Consider the following 18,400-nt stretch of genomic DNA (forward strand, 5'->3'; position numbering starts at 1 on the left):
TGAGTCCCGTGCAAGGGCGCCGCGGACCCGGAAGCGGTCGTTTTCCCCCGCCCGCGCACGGGCTGGGAGGATGGGGAGGTGACTGGAACCCTTGTGCTGGCAGGTACCCCCATCGGCGACACCGCGGACGCGCCGCCCCGGCTGGCCGAGGAGCTGGCGGGCGCCGACGTCGTCGCCGCCGAGGACACCCGGCGGCTGCGCCGGCTCGCCCAGGCGCTCGGCGTGACCCCCCGCGGGCGCGTGCTGTCCTACTTCGAGGGCAACGAGTCCGCCCGCACCCCCGAACTGGTCGGTGAACTGCTCGGCGGGGCGCGCGTGCTGCTGGTGACCGACGCCGGCATGCCGTCGGTCTCCGACCCCGGGTACCGGCTCGTCGCCGCCGCCGTCGAGAAGGACATCCGGGTCACCGCCGTCCCCGGCCCCTCCGCCGTGCTCACCGCGCTCGCGCTGTCGGGGCTGCCCGTCGACCGGTTCTGCTTCGAGGGCTTCCTGCCGCGCAAGGCGGGCGAGCGGCTGTCCCGGCTCCGGGAGGTCGCCGGCGAGCGGCGCACGCTCGTGTACTTCGAGGCCCCGCACCGGCTCGACGACACCCTCGCCGCCATGGCCGAGGCGTTCGGCGCCGACCGGCGGGCGGCCGTCTGCCGCGAGCTGACCAAGACGTACGAGGAGGTGCGGCGCGGCCCGCTCGCCGAGCTGGCGCGGTGGGCCGCCGAGGGCGTCCGCGGGGAGATCACCGTCGTCGTGGAGGGCGCGCCGGAGAGCGGGCCCGAGGACCTCGACGCGGGGGAGCTGGTGCGCCGGGTCCGCGTCCGGGAGGAGGCCGGCGAGCGGCGCAAGGAGGCCATCGCGGCGGTCGCGGTGGAGGCGGGGGTGCCCAAGAGGGTGGTGTTCGACGCGGTGGTCGCCGCCAAGAGGGACGGGACGGCCTGAGTCGGAGGGGGCGTGCCGGAGGGAGCGTGACCGGCGGGCCGGCAGGACCGGCGGGGCCGTCGTGGCCGGCGGGCCGTCGTGATCGGTGGGAGAGGGCTGCGGGGCGGGTGGGGCCGGGTGCGGGGGCGGTCGGGGGAGTGGGTCCGGGATGCGACGCGTGCGCCCCCTGGCCTGCGGAAACACGCCCTCTGAGCACGGCGCGCCTCGGCTGAGCGCGCGCCCCATGGGCCGGCAAAAGCGCGGTGCCGAAGGCAAAGGGCGGCCCCCCGCCCGGGGCCCGTTCGGCAAGCGGCGCCCAAATCGTCTCCAACACTCGACAGGCCTGCTGCGCCCGCGCCGGCCAGGGCGTCCACTGGGCGCAGGGACGCACCCGTCCCACGTCCAGCGGACAAGAGGAGCTGGCATGAGTGAGATCGCAGGGCGCACCGGGCTCCGCGGTACGGCCACGGCAGTCGTCCACGAGTCGTATTCCTTCGCCTGCATGCGCTGCGGGCACGGCTGGGAGCAGTCGTACGAGATAGAGCACCACCGGGACGGCGAGGGACGGCGGTTCGTCCTCTACGTGGCCGACGACCGGGTCGTGCCGTCCCCGCTGAGCCGGCCGGCCTGCCTGAACTGCGACGGCCACGTCGTGCGGATCATGCGCGCGGGCCAGGTGTCCTCGGCGCGCGGCGCGGCCGGGCCGGCCCCGCACGGCGCGCCGCAGGCGGGGCCGGTCGAGGTGCCGGGCGTGCCGGGCGCGCCCGCCGGCGGGCGCGCCGGGGGCGGGAGGGCCGGGGAGCACCACCACTGGCACCTGTCCGACCTCCTGCACCCCTTCCAGCGCCGGGCGAGCTGATCGCCGGGCGGTCCGAGCGGTGACCGGGCGGGCGTGCCCCTTTCGTAGGATCGGGGCATGCCTTCGAACGCCGGCCTCGCCGCCCAGGACGACAAGAACGCGGCCCCGCCGCTCCCGGCGCCCCTGCGGGTGCCGGTCGCCGACTCGCACACCCACCTCGACATGCAGTCCGGCACCGTCGGGGAAGCCCTCGCCAAGGCCGCCTCCGTGGGCGTCACGACGGTGGTCCAGGTCGGCTGCGACCTCAAGGGCTCCCGGTGGGCCGCCGAGACGGCCGCCGCGCACGCCGCCGTCCACGCCGCCGTCGCCCTGCACCCCAACGAGGCCCCGCGCATCGTGCACGGCGACCCCGACGGCTGGTCCCGGCAGGGCGCCCGGGAGGCGGGCGGCGACGCGGCGCTGGACGAGGCCCTCGCCGAGATCGACCGGCTGGCCGCGCTGCCCCAGGTGAAGGGCGTCGGCGAGACGGGGCTGGACCACTTCCGCACCGGCCCCGGGGGCAAGGCGGCGCAGGAGCGCTCCTTCCGCGCCCACATCGAGATCGCCAAGCGGCACGGCAAGACCCTCGTCATCCACGACCGCGACGCCCACGCCGACGTCCTGCGCGTGCTGAAGGAGGAGGGCGCCCCCGAGCGCACCGTCTTCCACTGCTACTCCGGCGACGCCGAGATGGCCGGGGTCTGCGCCCGCGAGGGCTACTTCATGTCCTTCGCCGGCAACGTCACCTTCAAGAACGCCCGGAACCTGCGCGACGCCCTCGCCGTGGCCCCGCTGGAGCTGGTCCTGGTGGAGACCGACGCGCCCTTCCTGACGCCGGTGCCCTACCGCGGACGGCCGAACGCGCCGTACCTCGTCCCGGTCACCGTGCGCGCGATGGCCGAGGTGCGCGGCATCGGCGAGGACGCGCTGGCGACGGCCCTGGACGCCAACACCGCCCGGGCCTTCGGCTACTGACGCCCGCGCAAGGAGACGCTGCGTAGTCGCGCCGCTTTGGAGGGTGACGAACGCTCCGCTAGGTTCTGGGGGCCCGATCCGGACCCCTGCTGGCCCTCTGGAGCGTGTCGGCGTGACCAAGTCGCAGTACGAGGCGTACGGCCCCCACGGCCCGGACGGCTGCGCGCACACCGCGAGGACGCCGCCCCACGGGGGGCCGGCGAACACCCGCCGGCCCGCCCACGGGGACGGGGCGCACCTCGTCACCGGACCCGCGCCGCCCCCGCCGGGACGGGGGACGGGCCCGGACCGGGCGGGGGACCCCGGCCCGGGCGCGCCCGGACCCGCGGCGCCCGACGGCGGCGGACGGGCCGCGCGCCGGCGCCGGGCCCGCGCCGAGCGCTCCGAGGCCGCCGTGCGCCGGCTGCTGCCGCAGGCGCTCGTCGTCGCGTTCCTGGCCGGCGGCACCACCGCGTTCGTCGCCCAGGACAAGGCCGTCGAGCTGAGCGTCGGGGACGGGACGCGCACCCTGCACACCTTCGCCGACGACGTCTCCGCCCTGCTCGCCGAAGAAGGCGTGCACGTCGGGGCGCACGACACGGTCGCGCCCGCCCCCGGCACCGCACTGGACGGCGGCGACGAGGTCACGGTGCGCTACGGCCGCCCCGTGCGGCTCACCCTGGACGGCGAGCCGCACGTGGTGTGGACGACGGCCGACACGGTGGACGGCGCGCTGCGGGAGCTGGGCGTGCGCGCGGAGGGCGCCCGCCTGTCGGTGCCGCGCTCCCGGAGCATCGGACGCGCCGGGCTCGCCCTCGACGTGCGCACCGAACGCACCGTCACCGTCCTCGCGGACGGCCGCGCCCGCACCGTCCGCACCAACGCGGCCACCGTCCGCGAGGCCGTCGGGGAGGCCGGCGTCACCCTGCGCGGCCAGGACGCCGCCTCCGTGCCGCTCGACGGCTTCCCGCGCGACGGGCAGACGGTGACCGTGCTGCGGGTGACCGCCACCCGCGAGGTCCGCGAGGACCCGATCCCGTTCGCCGTGCGGCGCGCCCCGGACCCCTCCCTCTTCGAGGGCACCGAGGTGATCGACCACCCCGGCCGGCCCGGACTGCGCCGGACCGCCTACTTCGTGCGCAGCGTCAACGGGGTGCGGGACAGGCCGCACCGGACGGAGGCCGAGGTGGTCCGCGTCCCGCGCACGCAGGTGGTCAGGGTCGGCACCAGGGTCCGGCCGGCCGCCGGACGGGACGCCGACGGCCTCGACTGGCCGGCCCTGGCCGCCTGCGAGTCCGGCGGCCGGCCGGACGCCGTCGACCCCTCGGGCACCTACGGGGGCCTCTACCAGTTCGACACCCGCACCTGGCACAGCCTCGGCGGCCGGGGACGCCCCCAGGAGGCGCCGGCGCCCGAACAGACCCGCCGCGCCAAGAAGCTGTACCTCGCCCGGGGCGAGAGCCCCTGGCCGCACTGCGGGGCCAGGCTGCGCACGTAGCGGCGGGGCGGCGGGCCCCGCGCCCGCGGGCCGGGCGGCCGGGCCGCGCACCGGGGCAGGACGAGGCCTGGCGGGAGGGCCCGTTCCTCCCCCGTACCCTTGTCCCGTGAGCAGCCCCCTCCCCGACGCCCTCCTCGGCCCGGCCGACATCCGCGAGCTGGCGGCAGCGCTCGGTGTCCGTCCCACCAAGCAGCGCGGCCAGAACTTCGTCATCGACGCCAACACGGTCCGCCGGATCGTCCGCACCGCCGGGGTCCGCCCCGACGACGTGGTCGTCGAGGTCGGCCCGGGGCTCGGCTCCCTCACCCTGGCCCTGCTGGAGGTCGCCGACCGGGTCACCGCCGTCGAGATCGACGACGTGCTGGCCGCCGCGCTGCCCGCGACCGTCGCCGCGCGCACGCCCGCCCGCGCCGACCGGTTCGCGCTGGTCCACTGCGACGCGCTGCACGTCACCGAGCTGCCCGGTCCCGCCCCGACCGCCCTGGTGGCGAACCTGCCGTACAACGTGGCCGTACCCGTGCTGCTGCACATGCTCGACACCTTCCCGAGCATCGAGCGGACGCTGGTCATGGTGCAGTCCGAGGTCGCCGACCGGCTCGCCGCCACGCCCGGCGGCAGGGTGTACGGCGTGCCCTCCGTGAAGGCCAACTGGTACGCCGAGGTCAAGCGCGCCGGGGCCATCGGACGCAACGTCTTCTGGCCCGCCCCGAACGTCGACAGCGGACTGGTCTCCCTCGTGCGGCGGGCCGAGCCGATCAGGACGACGGCCTCCAGGCGGGAGGTCTTCGCGGTCGTGGACGCGGCGTTCGCACAGCGCCGCAAGACCCTGCGGGCGGCACTGGCCGGCTGGGCCGGGTCCGCGGCGGCGGCCGAGGCGGCCCTCGTCGCGGCCGGGGTCTCACCGCAGGCGCGGGGAGAGGCGCTGACCGTGGAGGAATTCGCCCGCATCGCCGAACACAAGGAGTCCGGTCAGCAGTGAGCGTCACGGTCCGCGTCCCCGCCAAGGTCAACGTCCAGCTCGCCGTCGGCGCCGCCCGCCCCGACGGCTTCCACGACCTCGCCAACGTCTTCCTCGCCGTCGGCCTGTACGACGAGGTCACCGTCACCCCGGCCCGCGAACTGCGCGTCACCTGCGAGGGCCCCGACGCCGGCCAGGTCCCCCTGGACCGCACCAACCTCGCCGCGCGCGCCGCGCTCGCGCTCGCCGGGCGGCGGGGCGTGGAGCCGGCCGTGCACATCCACATCGTCAAGGACATCCCGGTCGCCGGCGGCATGGCGGGCGGCAGCGCGGACGGCGCGGGCGCCCTGCTCGCCTGCGACGCCCTGTGGAACGCCGGCGCCTCCCGCACCGAACTCCTCGCCATCTGCGCCGAACTCGGCAGCGACGTGCCGTTCAGCCTGGTCGGCGGTGCCGCCCTCGGCACCGGGCGCGGCGAACGGCTGATGGCCCTGGAGACGGGCGGCACCTTCCACTGGGTGTTCGCGATGGCCGGGCGCGGCCTGTCCACCCCGGCGGTCTTCCGCGAGTTCGACCGGCTGGCCGAGGGGCGGCGGATCTCCGCGCCCGCGGCCTCGCCGGACCTGCTCCGGGCACTGGCGGAGGGCGACCCGGACCTGCTGGCCGCGGCCGTCTCCAACGACCTCCAGCCGGCCGCGCTGTCCCTCTTCCCGGACCTGGCCCGCACCCTGGACGCGGGCCGCGCGGCGGGCGCGCTCACCGCGCTCGTCTCCGGCTCCGGCCCGACCACGGCGTTCCTCGCGCGCGACGCCGGGGCGGCGGAGCAGGTGGCCGGGGCGCTGCGGGCGTCGGGCACCTGCAGGGCGGTGCGGACGGCGGCGGGACCGGTGCCGGGCGCGACCGTGCTCCCGCCCGCCTGAGGGCCCGGCGGCCGGGTGACCGCGCCGCCACCCTCCGGGGGCCGGCGGCCGGATCCCGCCCACCCCGCCCCACCCCCGCAGGGCCTACGCTAGAAGGCTGACCGACCCCCGCGCACAGGAGTGAAATGGCCGTCAACCTGGTCAATGTCGAGAACGTCAGCAAGGTGTACGGCACCCGTGCCCTGCTGGACGGCGTCTCGCTCGGTGTGTCGGAAGGGGACCGGATCGGCGTCGTCGGACGCAACGGCGACGGCAAGACCACCCTGATCCGGATGCTCGCCAAGGTGGAGGAGACCGACACCGGGCGCGTCACGCACTCCGGCGGCCTGCGGCTCGCCGTGCTCACCCAGCACGACTCCCTCGACCCCGCGGCCACCGTCCGGCACGAGGTCATCGGTGACATGGCCGACCACGAGTGGGCCGGCAACGCCAAGGTCAGGGACGTGCTGACCGGACTGTTCGGAGGGCTCGACCTGCCGGGCTTCCCCAAGGGGCTCGACACCGTCATCGGTCCGCTGTCCGGCGGCGAGCGGCGCCGCATCGCGCTCGCCAAGCTGCTGATCGAGGAACAGGACCTGATCGTCCTGGACGAGCCCACCAACCACCTCGACGTCGAGGGCATCGCCTGGCTCGCCGAGCACCTGCGCAACCGCCGCTCGGCCCTGGTGTGCGTCACGCACGACCGGTGGTTCCTCGACCAGGTCTGCACCCGCATGTGGGACGTGCAGCGCGGCACCGTGTACGAGTACGAGGGCGGCTACTCCGACTACGTCTTCGCGCGCGCCGAGCGCGAACGGATCGCCGCGACCGAGGAGACCAAGCGGCAGAACCTGGTCCGCAAGGAGCTGGCCTGGCTGCGGCGCGGCGCCCCCGCCCGCACGTCCAAGCCGCGCTTCCGCGTCGAGGCCGCCAACGAGCTGATCGCGGACGTGCCGCCGCCCCGGGACAGCAGCGAGCTGATGAAGTTCGCCTCCTCGCGGCTCGGCAGGACCGTCTTCGACCTGGAGGACGTCACCGTGCAGGCCGGGCCCAAGGTGCTGCTCAAGCACCTCACCTGGCAGCTCGGACCCGGCGACCGCGTCGGCCTGGTCGGGGTCAACGGCGCGGGCAAGACCTCGCTGCTGCGGGCCATGGCCGACGCGGCCGGTACGGAGGGCGAGGCGCAGCCCGCGGGCGGGCGCATCGCCGTCGGCCGGACCGTCAAGCTCGCCTACCTCTCCCAGGAGGTCGCCGAACTCGACCCCGACTGGCGGGTCCTGGAGGCCGTGCAGCGCGTGCGCGAGCGCGTCGACCTCGGCAAGGGCCGCGAGATGACCGCCGGTCAGCTGTGCGAGACGTTCGGCTTCAGCAAGGAGAAGCAGTGGACGCCGGTCGGCGACCTGTCCGGCGGTGAGCGGCGCCGCCTGCAACTGCTGCGCCTCCTCATGGACGAGCCCAACGTCCTCTTCCTCGACGAACCCACCAACGACCTGGACATCGAGACCCTCACCCAGCTGGAGGACCTCCTCGACGGCTGGCCCGGCTCGATGGTCGTCATCTCCCACGACCGGTTCTTCGTGGAGCGCACCACCGACCGCGTGTTCGCCCTCCTCGGCGACGGCACCCTGCGCATGCTGCCGCGCGGCATCGACGAGTACCTGGAGCGGCGCCGGCGGATGCAGGAGGCGGTCGCCGCGCAGACCGCCGCCGCGGCGCCCAGGCCGGCCGCCACCGAGAAGAACGCCGCCGACCAGCGCGTCGCCAAGAAGGAACTGCAGAAGATCGAGCGCCGGCTGGACCGGATCTCCGAGAAGGAGACCGCGCTGCACGCGCGGATCGCCGAGAACGCCACCGACTTCGCGAAGGTGGCCGAACTGGACGCCCAGTTGCGGGACCTGGCCGGCGAGCGCGAGGAGCTGGAGCTGCGCTGGCTGGAACTGGCGGAGGACGCGTAGGTTCCCGGGGGACGGAGCCCGGTCCGGCCGGACGTCACCATCCGCGCGCGGCCTGAATCAGGCCGCGCGCGGTGCCGTCGCGCGTGCCGCGTGAAGGGGGCGTGAAGGCGCGTAACGGCGGCATCACGAGGCGGTCCTCCCTTGGGAACAGCGGCAATCCACGCCTCTGCGGTGTCGGTACCGAGTGATAGAAAGAGCCGTCTGAAAATCGTCTGAGTACGGCCTTGGGTCCTTCGCGAACCTCGGGGCGTGGCTAGAAATCAGTGAACGAGGGGGAAGAGCGCTGATGACCCAGCCGCCCGACCAGCCGCCGCGGGGCGGCTTCGGAGCACCGCAGGACCAGCCGCCGCGGGGCGGCGGATTCGGCGCCCCGCAGACCCCGCCACCGCCACCGCCCCAGCCCCCGCGGCCCGGTTACGGCCACCCCCAGCAGCCCGGCCCCTACGCCCAGCCGGGTCCCTACGCCCAGCCCGGCCCGTACGGCCAGGCCCCGCAGCCCGGCCCGTACGCGCCCCAGCCCGGCTACGGCTACCCGCAGCAGCCGCCGTACCCGGGTCCGCCCGGCACCCCGCCCGGCGGGCGGGGCCCGTCCGGGCGCAGGACGGCCCTGATCGCCGGTGCCGCGGTGGCCGCGCTGCTGGTCGTCGGCGGCACCGTGTACGCGGTCACGGGCGGCGACGACGGCGGTGCGAAGAAGCCGGCCGCCCGGTCCAGTGGTGACGGCGGGCAGTCCGCGACCGCCGCGCCGGTCAATCCCGGTGACGGCAGCGGCGACGGCGGCGAGGACCCCGACGACCTCAACGCGGGCCGCGCGTCCGGCGAGGCGAAGGTGCTCTGGTACAAGTCGGCCCCGGACGCCCCCGGGTCGGGCGCCGACGCACCCGGCATGTGGATCACCGGCAGGACCGCGGTGAAGGCGGCGTACAAGCAGGTCCTCGCCTACGACGTCGGCGACGGCAACCCCGCCTGGGACCCGATCGCCTTCCCGCAGAAGATCTGCGCGGTCACCCCGGGCCAGTCGGCCGACGGCAAGGTCGTCGTGGCCTACATGAGCGGCGTCAGCGACCGCGCCAAGTGCAACCAGCTCCAGCAGATCGACCTCGGCACCGGCAAGAAGGGCTGGAGCGGCGAGGTCGCCGACGGCGGGCTGTTCGACAGCGCGCTCAACGTCGAACTGAGCATCAGCGGCAGGACGCTGATGGTGGGCCGCTCGCAGTCGGGCACGGCGTACGACATCGACAGCGGCAAGAAGCTGTACGACAAGAAGAAGTACGGCACGAACTGCTTCCCGGTCGCGTTCGCGGGCGGCGAGGGCCGACTGGTCCAGGTGGCGTCCTGCGACGCCGCCGGCAGCGACGAGCACGACGAGATCCAGGAACTCGACCCGGCCACCGGCAGGGCCACGTGGACGCAGCCGGTCAAGAAGGGCTGGCGGGTCGCGCGGACGTACTCCCTCGACCCGCTCGTGGTCTACCTGACCAACGAGGACAAGAAGGCCTGGAACATCTCCACCATCGGCGCCGGCGGCACCTTCCGCTCCGAGGTCAAGGTGGACGAGAAGTTCGCCCCCCGCTGCGGCTGGGCCATCCTCGAACGCGACCTGCAGGGCTGCCAGGGCGTCGCCGTGGACGCCGACACGCTCTACCTGCCCACGGACGCGACGACCGGCGCCAACGAGATCGTCGCCATCGGCCTCGCCGACGGCAAGGAGAAGTGGCGCGTCAAGTCGCCCACGGACGAGTCGATGTCGCCGCTGAAGGTGGAGGGCGGCAGGCTCGTCGCCTATGTGCGGCCGTCCTACGACGCCGGCGGCCAGGTGGTGTCGATCCCGGTCACGGGCTCCTCCCACACCCCCGCCAAGCTGCTGCAGAACCCCGCGGGCACCGCCGAGATCGAGAACACCTTCTACAACGGTGCCGTCGACTGGTCCGGCGGGCGCTTCTTCATCTCCTCCACCCGGCTGTCCGGCAACGACGACTCGAAGGAGAAGCTGATGATGGCCTTCGGCAAGTGAGCCCCGGCCCGCTTCCCGGTCCGTCCACCGGCCCCTGCCCCGCCGTCGTCCCGCCGTCCGGCCCCGAGCGCTTCACCGAGGTACCCCCGCCATGACCCAGCCGCCCCCACCGCCGAACCAGCCGCCGAACCAGCCCCCGCAGCCGCCGCAGGGCGGTTTCGGCCCGCCCCGGGACCAGCCGCCCGCACCCCCCGCGGCCCCGCCGGCCGCCCCGCCGAGCCTGCAGAAGGGCCCGCAGCCCGGGTACGGCCACCCGCAGCAGCCGGGCGGCGAGCCGCCCCAGCAGCCGCAGCCGGGCTACGGCTACCCGCACGCGCCCCAGGCCCCGCAGCCGCCCCAGCCCCCCGCGGGCCACGGCTACCCCGGCCAGCCGTACAACCCGTACGCCCAGCAGCCCCCGGCCCCCGGCCAGCCGCCCCACCCGTACGCCCAGCCCGGCTACGGCTACCCGGGCCGGCCGACCGTGCCGATGCCGCCGCAGCCCGTGCCGTCCGGCGGCGGCCGGAACAGCGCGGCGGTGGCCATCGTCGTCTCGGCGCTCGTCGCGATCGCCCTGATCATCGGCGGCGGGGTCTGGTACGCCAAGTCCTCCGGCGACGACGGCAAGAAGCAGGACACCGCCGGCACCGCCGGCACGGACGACAAGGGCGGCACCGGGGGCACGACGTCCGGCGGCCGGGAGGAGGTGCCCTCGAACACCGCCTCTAAGGTCCTCTTCGAGGTCCCGATGCCCAAGACGGACGACACCGTCGTCACGTCGGGCTCCTGGCTGACCGACACGGTGTACGCCAAGGCCGGGATCGCCGAGATCGTCGGTTACGACCCCGCCAAGGGCACCAAGCTGTGGACGATCAAGCTGCCCGGCCCGGTGTGCACGGCCAGCGAGCACGTCACCGACAACGGCAGGACCGCGGTCGTCTTCCAGCCGAAGATGCCCGCGAAGAACTCCTCCGCCGGCTGCAGCCAGGTCGCCGCCATCGACCTCGCCGCGGGCAAGAAGCTGTGGACCAGGTCGGTGGAGTCCGGTGACTACCCGGTCACCTTCCAGAACGTGACCGTCGCCCAGCACACCGTCGCGGTCGGCAGCACCGACGGCGGCGCCGCGTTCGACATCGACACGGCCAAGGCGCTGTGGCGGCCGAAGCCGGGCGACTCCTGCTACGACGCCGGGTACGGCGGCGGCACCAAGCTGGTCGCGGTCCGCAAGTGCGGCAGCTACGACAACCGCCAGCTGCACATCCAGACCATCGACCCGCGGACCGGGAAGGTGATCTCCGAGTACGAGATGGCCGCGGGCATCGAGTACGCCGGCATCGTCTCCACCGACCCGCTCGTGGTGGCCGCCGACGTCGGCGACAGCGCGGGCGACGGCAGCGGCATCTCGGACTACTTCTCCATCGACAACAGGACCGGCAAGCTGCTCACCCGCATCTCCGCGCCCGGCGACGAATACGGCGGCCGGTGCGACGACATCAGCCGCATCGAGGACTGCAAGGAGGTCGTCGCCGGCAACGGCAGGCTGTACGTGCCCACCGAGGAGCACGAGGGCAGCGGCGACTACTCCCGGACCAACGAGATCATCGCCTTCGACCTGGCCACGGGCAAGCAGACCGGCCAGCGCCTGGAGGCCGGCGACGGCTCCACGCTCTCCCCGCTGCGCATGGACGGCACCGACCTGCTCGCCTACAAGCGCCCGCCGTACGACAAGGGCGGCCAGATCGTCAGCGTCGACGGCGGCTCCTTCAAGGCGACCACGCTGCTGCAGAACCCGGCCACGCGGGGCGTCAGGGACGCGGAGACCAGCATGCTGCCCGACTTCGCGGAGATCCTCTACGCCAAGGGCCGGCTGTTCATGTCGGCCGTGTACGCCGACAAGTCCTCCTACGGCGACGACGACCTGGTGATCGCCTTCGGCACGGACGGCTGACCCGTACGCCCCCGGCGCTTCCGTGCGCCGGGGCGGACGGCCAGGGGCGACCGGGAAGTGCCCCGGATCTCCTCGATCCGGGGCACTTCCCGTCCATAGCGGCAGCACCGGGGCGCACGAGCGTGTAGCTTCCAGGGGGCACGGGGGGCGGAGGCCGCGAGCCCCCTGTCCGTGCGGACGGGGGGCGTCCATAGTGGGGCATCCACGGGCGGGGACTGAGGGGGTGCTCTGTGGGAGTGCGGCTCATGGTCGTGGACGACCACCGTCTGCTCGCGGAGGCGCTCGCCTCGGCGCTGAAGCTGCGCGGGCACCGGGTCCTCGCGGCGGCGGCACCGGCGGCGGGGGCCGCCGAGCTGGTGATCGCGCGGGCGCCCGAGGTGTGCCTGCTGGGCACGGCGGCGCCGGCCGGGCCCGGGGTGTTCGACCCGGTGGTGCGGATCAAGCGGGAGCGGCCGCAGGTGGCGGTGGTGGTGCTGGGGCCGGTGCCGTCCCCGCGGGGCATCGCGGCGGCCTTCGCGGCGGGGGCGTCGGGGTACGTGCGGCACGACGAGCGCATCGAGGGCGTGGAGCGGGCGATCGCCAAGGCGCGGGCGGGGGAGGCGGCGGTCGCCCCGCAACTGCTCCAGGGGGCGTTCGGCGAGCTGCTCAACCCGGCGGCCCAGCCCGATGACGAGGGCCGGCGCCTGCTGCAGGTGCTCACCCCGCGCGAGGTGGAGGTCCTGGTCCGGGTCGCCGACGGCGAGGGCACCCGGCTCATCGCGGCCGGCATGGGGATAGCACCCAGCACCGCGCGCACCCACGTGCAGCGGGTCCTGGTGAAACTGGGAGTGGGCTCCCGCCTGGAGGCGGCGGCCCTGGCCGCCCGCACGGGCCTGCTGGACAGGGCGAGAGGGCCGGAGTCCTGAGGACTCCGGCCCTCTCGCCCCCGGGGGGCGGGGGCCGCGTGACCGGCCCCGCCCCCGCCGGCCCCGCGCTATCCGGCCGAACCCCGCTCCTCCTCCGGGGGGAGCGGCGGCGGGGTGGGCCGCAGCTTCAGCCAGGCCAGGAAGAAGACGCCCAGGAGCAGCATGCCGATGCCGGTCCACAGGTTGATGTTGACGCCCTGGGCCTTGTCGATGGCGGATCGGGAGTCGGTGATCCCGGCGATCGTGACGATGACGCCGTACAGGACGAACAGCCCGCCGATAATGCGCCGCAGGTCGAAGATGCGGGCGGCGGTCGCCGACTTGCCCTCCAGCTCGGTGACCTCCCGCGCGACGTCCTGCTCGGAGTAGCCGGAGCGGCCGGAGTCGCCGGGGCCCTGCCCGGGCTGGGGCTCGGGCCGACGGTCGGAGTGATCGGTCATGGTTTCCTCATCCTCCCGCGATCAGATCGAGAACGGGATGTAGCAGGCGGCGGCGAGGACGACCGCGCCCCAGCCCAGCAGGGCCGGCTTGCGGTACCAGGCGTCGTCGCCGGCGGCGGGCGCCTCGGACATACCGGGGGAGCGGGTGCCGTAGACCAGGCCCTGCAGTTCCTCGGCCGACTTCGGCTTGGTGAACAGGGACACCGCGACCATGACGACCGCGCCGGCGACGAAGCCCGCGATGGCGGAGACGAAGTTGGCGCCCTGGTCGGAGGGGATGTCGACGATGCCCTGCTTGTAGATCACGAAGTAGTTGACCATCGCGGTCACGGTGCCGGCCAGCAGACCCCAGAAGCCGGACTTCATCGACGCCCGCTTCCAGAACATGCCGACGATGAAGACGACGAACATCGGCACGTTGAAGAAGGAGAACAGCGTCTGCAGGTAGCTCATGATGTTCGAGAACGACGACGCCAGGAACGCGGTGCCGATCGAGGCGAGGACACCGATGACGGTGATCAGCCGGCCGAAGCGGACGTAGTACGCGTCCTCCCGGCCCTTGACCACGTACCGGGCCCAGATGTCGTTGGTGAACACGGTGTTGAACGACGACACGTTGGCGGCCATGCCGGCCATGAACGCGGCGAGCAGACCGGTGACCGCGATGCCGAGCACGCCGTTGGGCAGCAGCTCCTGCATCAGGTAGGGGATGGCGTCGTTGTACTGCAGGTCCGAGCCGGCGGTGCCGATCCTCGGCACGAGCGCGGCGGCGACCAGGCCCGGGATCATCACCAGGAAGACGATGAAGATCTTCGGGTAGGCGGCGATGAGCGGGGTGCGCTGGCCGGCGGAGAGGTTCTTCGCGGACAGGGCGCGCTGCACCTCGGCGAAGTTGGTGGTCCAGTAGCCGAAGGAGAGCACGAAGCCCAGGCCGAGGACGATGGTCAGCCAGTTGGCGCCCAGCGGGTTGACGCTGCCGATGCCGGTGCCGCCCCAGGCCGTGGTGAAGTCGGGCCCGTGGGCGGCGGTGAGCTTGTCGGTCAGGCCGCCCCAGCCGCCGACCTTCTTCAGGCCGAGCACGGTGATCGGGATGAGGGCGGCGAGGATCACGAAGAACTGCAGCACCTCGTTGTAGATCGCCGAGGACAGACCGCCCAGGGTGATGTACGCGAGCACGAAGGCGCCGGCGACCACGATGGCCACCCACTGCGGCCAGCCCAGCAGCGCCTCGACGACGATCGCGAGGGCGTACAGGTTGACGCCGGCGATCAGGATGGCCGCGAAGGCGAACAGGACCGAACTGAGCAGGTGGGCGGCCTTGTCGAAGCGCAGCAGCAGGAACTCGGGGACCGAGCGGACCTTGCTGCCGTAGTAGAAGGGCATCATGACCAGGCCGAGGAAGACCATGGCCGGGATGGCGCCGATCCAGTACCAGTGCACGGTGTAGGCGCCGTACTGGGCGCTGTTGGCGGCCATGCCCAGGATCTCGGTGGCCGCCAGGTTCGCCGAGATGAAGGCGAGGCCGGTGATCCAGGCGGGCAGCGAGCGTCCGGACAGGAAGAAGTCGAGGCTGGTCTTCACCGAGCGACGGGCGGCGAAACCGATGCCGAGGACGACCACGAAGTAGATCGCCAGGATCGTGTAGTCCAGCCAGTTGGTGGGGAGCCGTAGCTCCGCCGCCAGCTCTGTGGTGGCGTATGTGGGGGTTTGCATGAGTACTCGCTTCGTTGCGCGAACTGATCCAGTGCGGAACCTACGCCTCTGTGTTCAGTGATTGAACAGTTCGAGTGGTGTTCTTTGTTGGATTGTGATCGTCAGTGGGGTGATCGAGTGTGGTGTGTTATGTTTGATTGTGTTGAGTACATGGGTCCACAAGCCCAGGCGAGCCCCTCGGGGCGGCGGACAAGGAGCCCGGCGTGAAGAAGACCTCGACCCGGCTGGCCGACGGTCGTGAGCTGATCTACTACGACCTCCGCGACGACAGCGTGCGCGACGCCGCCGACCGGCGCCCGCTGGAGCGGACCGTCACCACGTCCGAGATCCGCCGGGACGTGCTGCTCGGCGACGCGGTGGCCGTCGCCTCGCACCGCCAGGGCCGCACCTACCACCCGCCGGCCGACGAGTGCCCGCTGTGCCCGACGCGCGGCGGGCGCCTCAGTGAGATCCCGGACTCCTCCTACGACGTCGTCGTCTTCGAGAACCGTTTCCCCTCGCTCGCCGGCGACTCCGGCCGCTGCGAGGTCGTCTGCTTCACCTCCGACCACGACGCCTCCTTCGCGGACCTGACCGGGGAACAGGCGCGGCTGGTGCTGGACGCGTGGACGGACCGCACGTCGGAGCTGTCCCATCTGCCCTCCGTGGAGCAGGTCTTCTGTTTCGAGAACCGGGGTGCCGAGATCGGGGTGACGCTGGGCCACCCGCACGGACAGATCTACGCCTACCCCTTCACCACCCCCCGCACCGCCCTGATGCTCCGCTCGCTCGCCGCCCACCGGGAGGCGAACGGCGGGCAGAACCTGTTCGACGCCGTCCTGGAACGGGAACTCGCCGGGGAGCGGGTCGTCCTGGAGGGTGAACACTGGGCGGCCTTCGTGCCGTACGCGGCGCACTGGCCGTACGAGGTCCACCTGTACCCGAAGCGCCGCGTGCCCGACCTGCTCGCGCTCGACGAGGCCGCGCGCGCGGAGTTCCCCCGGGTCTACCTGGAACTCCTCAAGCGCTTCGACCGTATCTTCGGTGAGGGCGAGCCTCCGACGCCGTACATCGCGGCCTGGCACCAGGCCCCGTTCGGCGCGCTGCCGGCGTTCGACGGCGTGTCGCGGGACGACTTCGCGCTCCACCTCGAGCTTTTCACCATCCGCCGTACTTCCGGCAAGCTGAAGTTCCTCGCGGGTTCCGAGTCCGGCATGAACGTGTTCATCAACGACGTGCCGCCGGAGCGCGCGGCCGAGCGACTGCGAGAGGTAGCGAGTTCATGAAGTACCTGGTGACAGGCGGCGCGGGATACGTGGGCAGTGTCGTGGCCCAGCACCTGGTGGAGGCCGGCCACGAGGTCACCGTCCTCGACAACCTCTCCACCGGCTTCCGCGAGGGCGTGCCCGCCGGGGCGGCGTTCGTCGAGGGCGACATCCGCGACGCCGCCAAGTGGCTGGACGCCTCCTACGACGGCGTGCTGCACTTCGCCGCCTTCTCGCAGGTCGGCGAGTCGGTGGTGAAGCCGGAGAAGTACTGGGAGAACAACGTCGGCGGCAGCATGGCGCTGCTCGGCGCGATGCGCGAGGCGGGCGTGCGCCGGCTCGTGTTCTCCTCCACCGCGGCCACGTACGGCGAGCCCGAGCAGGTCCCGATCCGCGAAACGGCGCCCACCTCGCCGACCAACCCCTACGGCGCCTCCAAGCTCGCCGTCGACCACATGATCACCAGCGAGGCGCACGCCCACGGCCTGGCCGCGGTGTCCCTGCGCTACTTCAACGTCGCCGGCGCCTACGGCGCCCACGGCGAGCGGCACGACCCCGAGTCGCACCTCATCCCGCTGGTCCTCCAGGTCGCCCAGGGCCGCCGCGACGCGATCTCCGTGTACGGCGACGACTACCCGACCCCGGACGGCACCTGCGTCCGCGACTACATCCACGTCGCCGACCTCGCCGAGGCCCACCTGCTGGCCCTGGACGCGGCCCGGCCGGGCGAGCACCTGATCTGCAACCTCGGCAACGGCAACGGCTTCTCCGTCCGCGAGGTCATCGAGACCGTCCGCCGGGTCACCGGCCACCCGGTCCCCGAGGTCACCGCCCCGCGCCGCGGCGGCGACCCGGCGGTCCTGGTCGCCTCCGCCGACACCGCCCGCGAGAAGCTCGGCTGGACCCCGTCCCGCGCGGACCTCGCGGGGATCGTCGCGGACGCGTGGGAGTTCGCGCAGAACGTCACGAGGGAGCAGTAGTGGAGGCACAGCAGGTGGCCCAACAGGTGGCTCGGCGCTTCACCGAGCTGTACGGGGCGCGGCCGGAGGGGGTGTGGGCGGCACCCGGCCGGGTCAACCTGATCGGTGAGCACACCGACTACAACGACGGCTTCGTGATGCCCTTCGCACTGCCGCACCAGGCGACGGCGGCGGTCTCCCGCCGCACCGACGGCGTCCTGCGCCTGCACTCGGCGGACGTCGCGGACGACGTCGTGGAACTGCGCCTGGACGACCTCGCCCCGCAGAGCGACCGCGGCTGGACCGCCTACCCGGCGGGCGTGGTCTGGGCCCTGCGCGAGGCGGGCCACGAGATCACCGGCGCGGACGTCCACCTGTCCTCGACGGTGCCGACCGGCGCCGGCCTGTCCTCCTCGGCCGCCCTGGAGGTCGTGGTCGCGCTCGCGCTGAACGACCTGTACGGCCTCGGCCTGCAGGGCTGGAGGCTGGCCCGCCTGTGCCAGCGCGCCGAGAACGTCTACGTCGGCGCGCCGACCGGGATCATGGACCAGACGGCGTCGGCCTGCTGCGAGTCGGGGCACGCGCTGTTCCTCGATACCCGCGACCTGTCCCAGCAGCAGATCCCCTTCGACCTCGCCGCCGAGGGCCTGCGCCTGCTGGTGGTCGACACCCAGGTCAAGCACGCCCACAGCGGCGGCGAGTACGGCAAGCGCCGGGCGGGCTGCGAGAAGGGCGCGGCCCTGCTGGGCGTCGACGCCCTCCGGGACGTCCCGCACGCCGGCCTGGACGCCGCCCTGGCCCGGCTCGGGGACGAGGAGGAGGTCCGCCGCCTGGTCCGGCACGTGGTCACCGAGGACCGGCGGGTGGAACGGGCCGTGGCCCTGCTGCGCTCCGGCGAGACCCGCGCCATCGGCCCGGTCCTCACCGAGGGCCACGCCTCGCTGCGCGACGACTTCCGCGTCTCCTGCCCCGAGCTGGACCTGGTCGTCGACACCGCCCTGTCCGCCGGCGCGCTGGGCGCCCGGATGACCGGCGGCGGCTTCGGCGGTTCGGCGATCGTCCTCGCGGAGGCCGCCGACGTCGAGACCCTCACCAAGGCGGTCGGGGAGGCCTTCGCCGGCGCGGGCTTCACGGCCCCCCGGGTGTTCGAGGCGGTGCCGGCGGCCGGCGCGCGCAGGCTGGCCTGA

15 protein-coding genes are annotated in these 18,400 nt (G+C 73.7%); 13 read left to right on the forward strand and 2 right to left on the reverse strand.

Going from position 1 to position 18,400, the window contains the following annotated elements; genetic code table 11:
• Positions 1 to 78: 78 nt before the first annotated feature.
• The 10 genes from rsmI (at position 79) to QQY24_RS18600 (ending at position 12,857) form a co-directional block, all read left to right on the forward strand.
• Positions 79 to 930 carry a 16S rRNA (cytidine(1402)-2'-O)-methyltransferase gene (gene rsmI, locus QQY24_RS18555; RefSeq protein ID WP_301973808.1) on the forward strand — a complete coding sequence of 284 codons (852 nt, stop codon included), beginning with the start codon at positions 79 to 81 and terminating at the stop codon, positions 928 to 930.
• 403 nt (positions 931 to 1,333) lie between these two features.
• Positions 1,334 to 1,768 (forward strand): hypothetical protein, encoded by a 435-nt coding sequence (locus QQY24_RS18560; protein ID WP_301973809.1) that lies wholly within the window; start codon positions 1,334 to 1,336, stop codon positions 1,766 to 1,768.
• Between the two features lie 57 nt (positions 1,769 to 1,825).
• A complete protein-coding gene (locus QQY24_RS18565) occupies positions 1,826 to 2,722 on the forward strand; it encodes a TatD family hydrolase (RefSeq protein ID WP_301973810.1) in 897 nt (298 codons plus the stop codon).
• A 112-nt stretch (positions 2,723 to 2,834) separates the two neighbouring features.
• A complete protein-coding gene (locus QQY24_RS18570) occupies positions 2,835 to 4,199 on the forward strand; it encodes a resuscitation-promoting factor (protein ID WP_301973811.1) in 1,365 nt (454 codons plus the stop codon).
• A 106-nt stretch (positions 4,200 to 4,305) separates the two neighbouring features.
• Positions 4,306 to 5,178 (forward strand): 16S rRNA (adenine(1518)-N(6)/adenine(1519)-N(6))-dimethyltransferase RsmA, encoded by an 873-nt coding sequence (gene rsmA / locus QQY24_RS18575; RefSeq protein WP_301973812.1) that lies wholly within the window; start codon positions 4,306 to 4,308, stop codon positions 5,176 to 5,178.
• Positions 5,175 to 6,077 (forward strand): 4-(cytidine 5'-diphospho)-2-C-methyl-D-erythritol kinase, encoded by a 903-nt coding sequence (locus QQY24_RS18580; RefSeq protein WP_301973813.1) that lies wholly within the window; start codon positions 5,175 to 5,177, stop codon positions 6,075 to 6,077. Before rsmA ends, QQY24_RS18580 begins: the two co-directional genes overlap by 4 nt.
• A gap of 125 nt (positions 6,078 to 6,202) precedes the next feature.
• On the forward strand, positions 6,203 to 8,011 hold the full coding sequence (locus QQY24_RS18585) for an ABC-F family ATP-binding cassette domain-containing protein (protein ID WP_301973814.1): 1,809 nt from the start codon (positions 6,203 to 6,205) through the stop codon (positions 8,009 to 8,011).
• A gap of 286 nt (positions 8,012 to 8,297) precedes the next feature.
• A complete protein-coding gene (locus QQY24_RS18590; protein ID WP_301973815.1) occupies positions 8,298 to 10,025 on the forward strand; it encodes a PQQ-binding-like beta-propeller repeat protein in 1,728 nt (575 codons plus the stop codon).
• A 91-nt stretch (positions 10,026 to 10,116) separates the two neighbouring features.
• A complete protein-coding gene (locus tag QQY24_RS18595; RefSeq protein WP_301973816.1) occupies positions 10,117 to 11,952 on the forward strand; it encodes a PQQ-binding-like beta-propeller repeat protein in 1,836 nt (611 codons plus the stop codon).
• A gap of 230 nt (positions 11,953 to 12,182) precedes the next feature.
• Positions 12,183 to 12,857 (forward strand): response regulator transcription factor, encoded by a 675-nt coding sequence (locus tag QQY24_RS18600; RefSeq protein WP_301973817.1) that lies wholly within the window; start codon positions 12,183 to 12,185, stop codon positions 12,855 to 12,857.
• Between the two features lie 68 nt (positions 12,858 to 12,925).
• On the opposite strand, the gene QQY24_RS18605 is transcribed toward QQY24_RS18600, so the two are convergent.
• A complete protein-coding gene (locus QQY24_RS18605; RefSeq protein ID WP_301973818.1) occupies positions 12,926 to 13,297 on the reverse strand; it encodes a hypothetical protein in 372 nt (123 codons plus the stop codon).
• 21 nt (positions 13,298 to 13,318) lie between these two features.
• On the reverse strand, positions 13,319 to 15,010 hold the full coding sequence (locus QQY24_RS18610; RefSeq protein WP_301973819.1) for a sodium:solute symporter family protein: 1,692 nt from the start codon (positions 15,008 to 15,010) through the stop codon (positions 13,319 to 13,321).
• Positions 15,011 to 15,213: 203 nt separating this feature from the next.
• On the opposite strand from QQY24_RS18610, the gene galT reads away from it, so the two are divergent.
• Genes galT through galK form a run of 3 tightly spaced genes read left to right on the forward strand, consistent with a single transcriptional unit; the run spans position 15,214 to position 18,400 of the window.
• The gene (galT, locus tag QQY24_RS18615) at positions 15,214 to 16,275 is read left to right on the forward strand and encodes a galactose-1-phosphate uridylyltransferase (protein WP_301973820.1); all 1,062 of its coding nucleotides are present in this window, start codon (positions 15,214 to 15,216) and stop codon (positions 16,273 to 16,275) included.
• Positions 16,272 to 17,234: a UDP-glucose 4-epimerase GalE gene (gene galE / locus QQY24_RS18620; RefSeq protein WP_301973821.1), complete on the forward strand. Its 963-nt coding sequence runs from the start codon at positions 16,272 to 16,274 to the stop codon at positions 17,232 to 17,234. Before galT ends, galE begins: the two co-directional genes overlap by 4 nt.
• Positions 17,234 to 18,400 (forward strand): galactokinase, encoded by a 1,167-nt coding sequence (gene galK / locus QQY24_RS18625; RefSeq protein ID WP_301973822.1) that lies wholly within the window; start codon positions 17,234 to 17,236, stop codon positions 18,398 to 18,400. The genes galE and galK overlap by 1 nt, the downstream gene beginning before the upstream one ends.

The organism is Streptomyces sp. TG1A-8 (genome assembly GCF_030499535.1).
In the GTDB taxonomy this organism is placed as follows: domain Bacteria; phylum Actinomycetota; class Actinomycetes; order Streptomycetales; family Streptomycetaceae; genus Streptomyces.

What these genes read in the sequence shown, in the direction of transcription:
- QQY24_RS18610 (WP_301973819.1), bottom strand. Translation starts at nt 15,010, where the DNA reads ATGCAAACCCCCACATACGCCACCACAGAGCTGGCGGCGGAGCTACGG.
- galE (WP_301973821.1), top strand. Translation starts at nt 16,272, where the DNA reads ATGAAGTACCTGGTGACAGGCGGCGCGGGATACGTGGGCAGTGTCGTG.
- QQY24_RS18595 (WP_301973816.1), top strand. Translation starts at nt 10,117, where the DNA reads ATGACCCAGCCGCCCCCACCGCCGAACCAGCCGCCGAACCAGCCCCCG.
- QQY24_RS18590 (WP_301973815.1), top strand. Translation starts at nt 8,298, where the DNA reads ATGACCCAGCCGCCCGACCAGCCGCCGCGGGGCGGCTTCGGAGCACCG.
- QQY24_RS18585 (WP_301973814.1), top strand. Translation starts at nt 6,203, where the DNA reads ATGGCCGTCAACCTGGTCAATGTCGAGAACGTCAGCAAGGTGTACGGC.
- QQY24_RS18565 (WP_301973810.1), top strand. Translation starts at nt 1,826, where the DNA reads ATGCCTTCGAACGCCGGCCTCGCCGCCCAGGACGACAAGAACGCGGCC.
- QQY24_RS18560 (WP_301973809.1), top strand. Translation starts at nt 1,334, where the DNA reads ATGAGTGAGATCGCAGGGCGCACCGGGCTCCGCGGTACGGCCACGGCA.
- QQY24_RS18605 (WP_301973818.1), bottom strand. Translation starts at nt 13,297, where the DNA reads ATGACCGATCACTCCGACCGTCGGCCCGAGCCCCAGCCCGGGCAGGGC.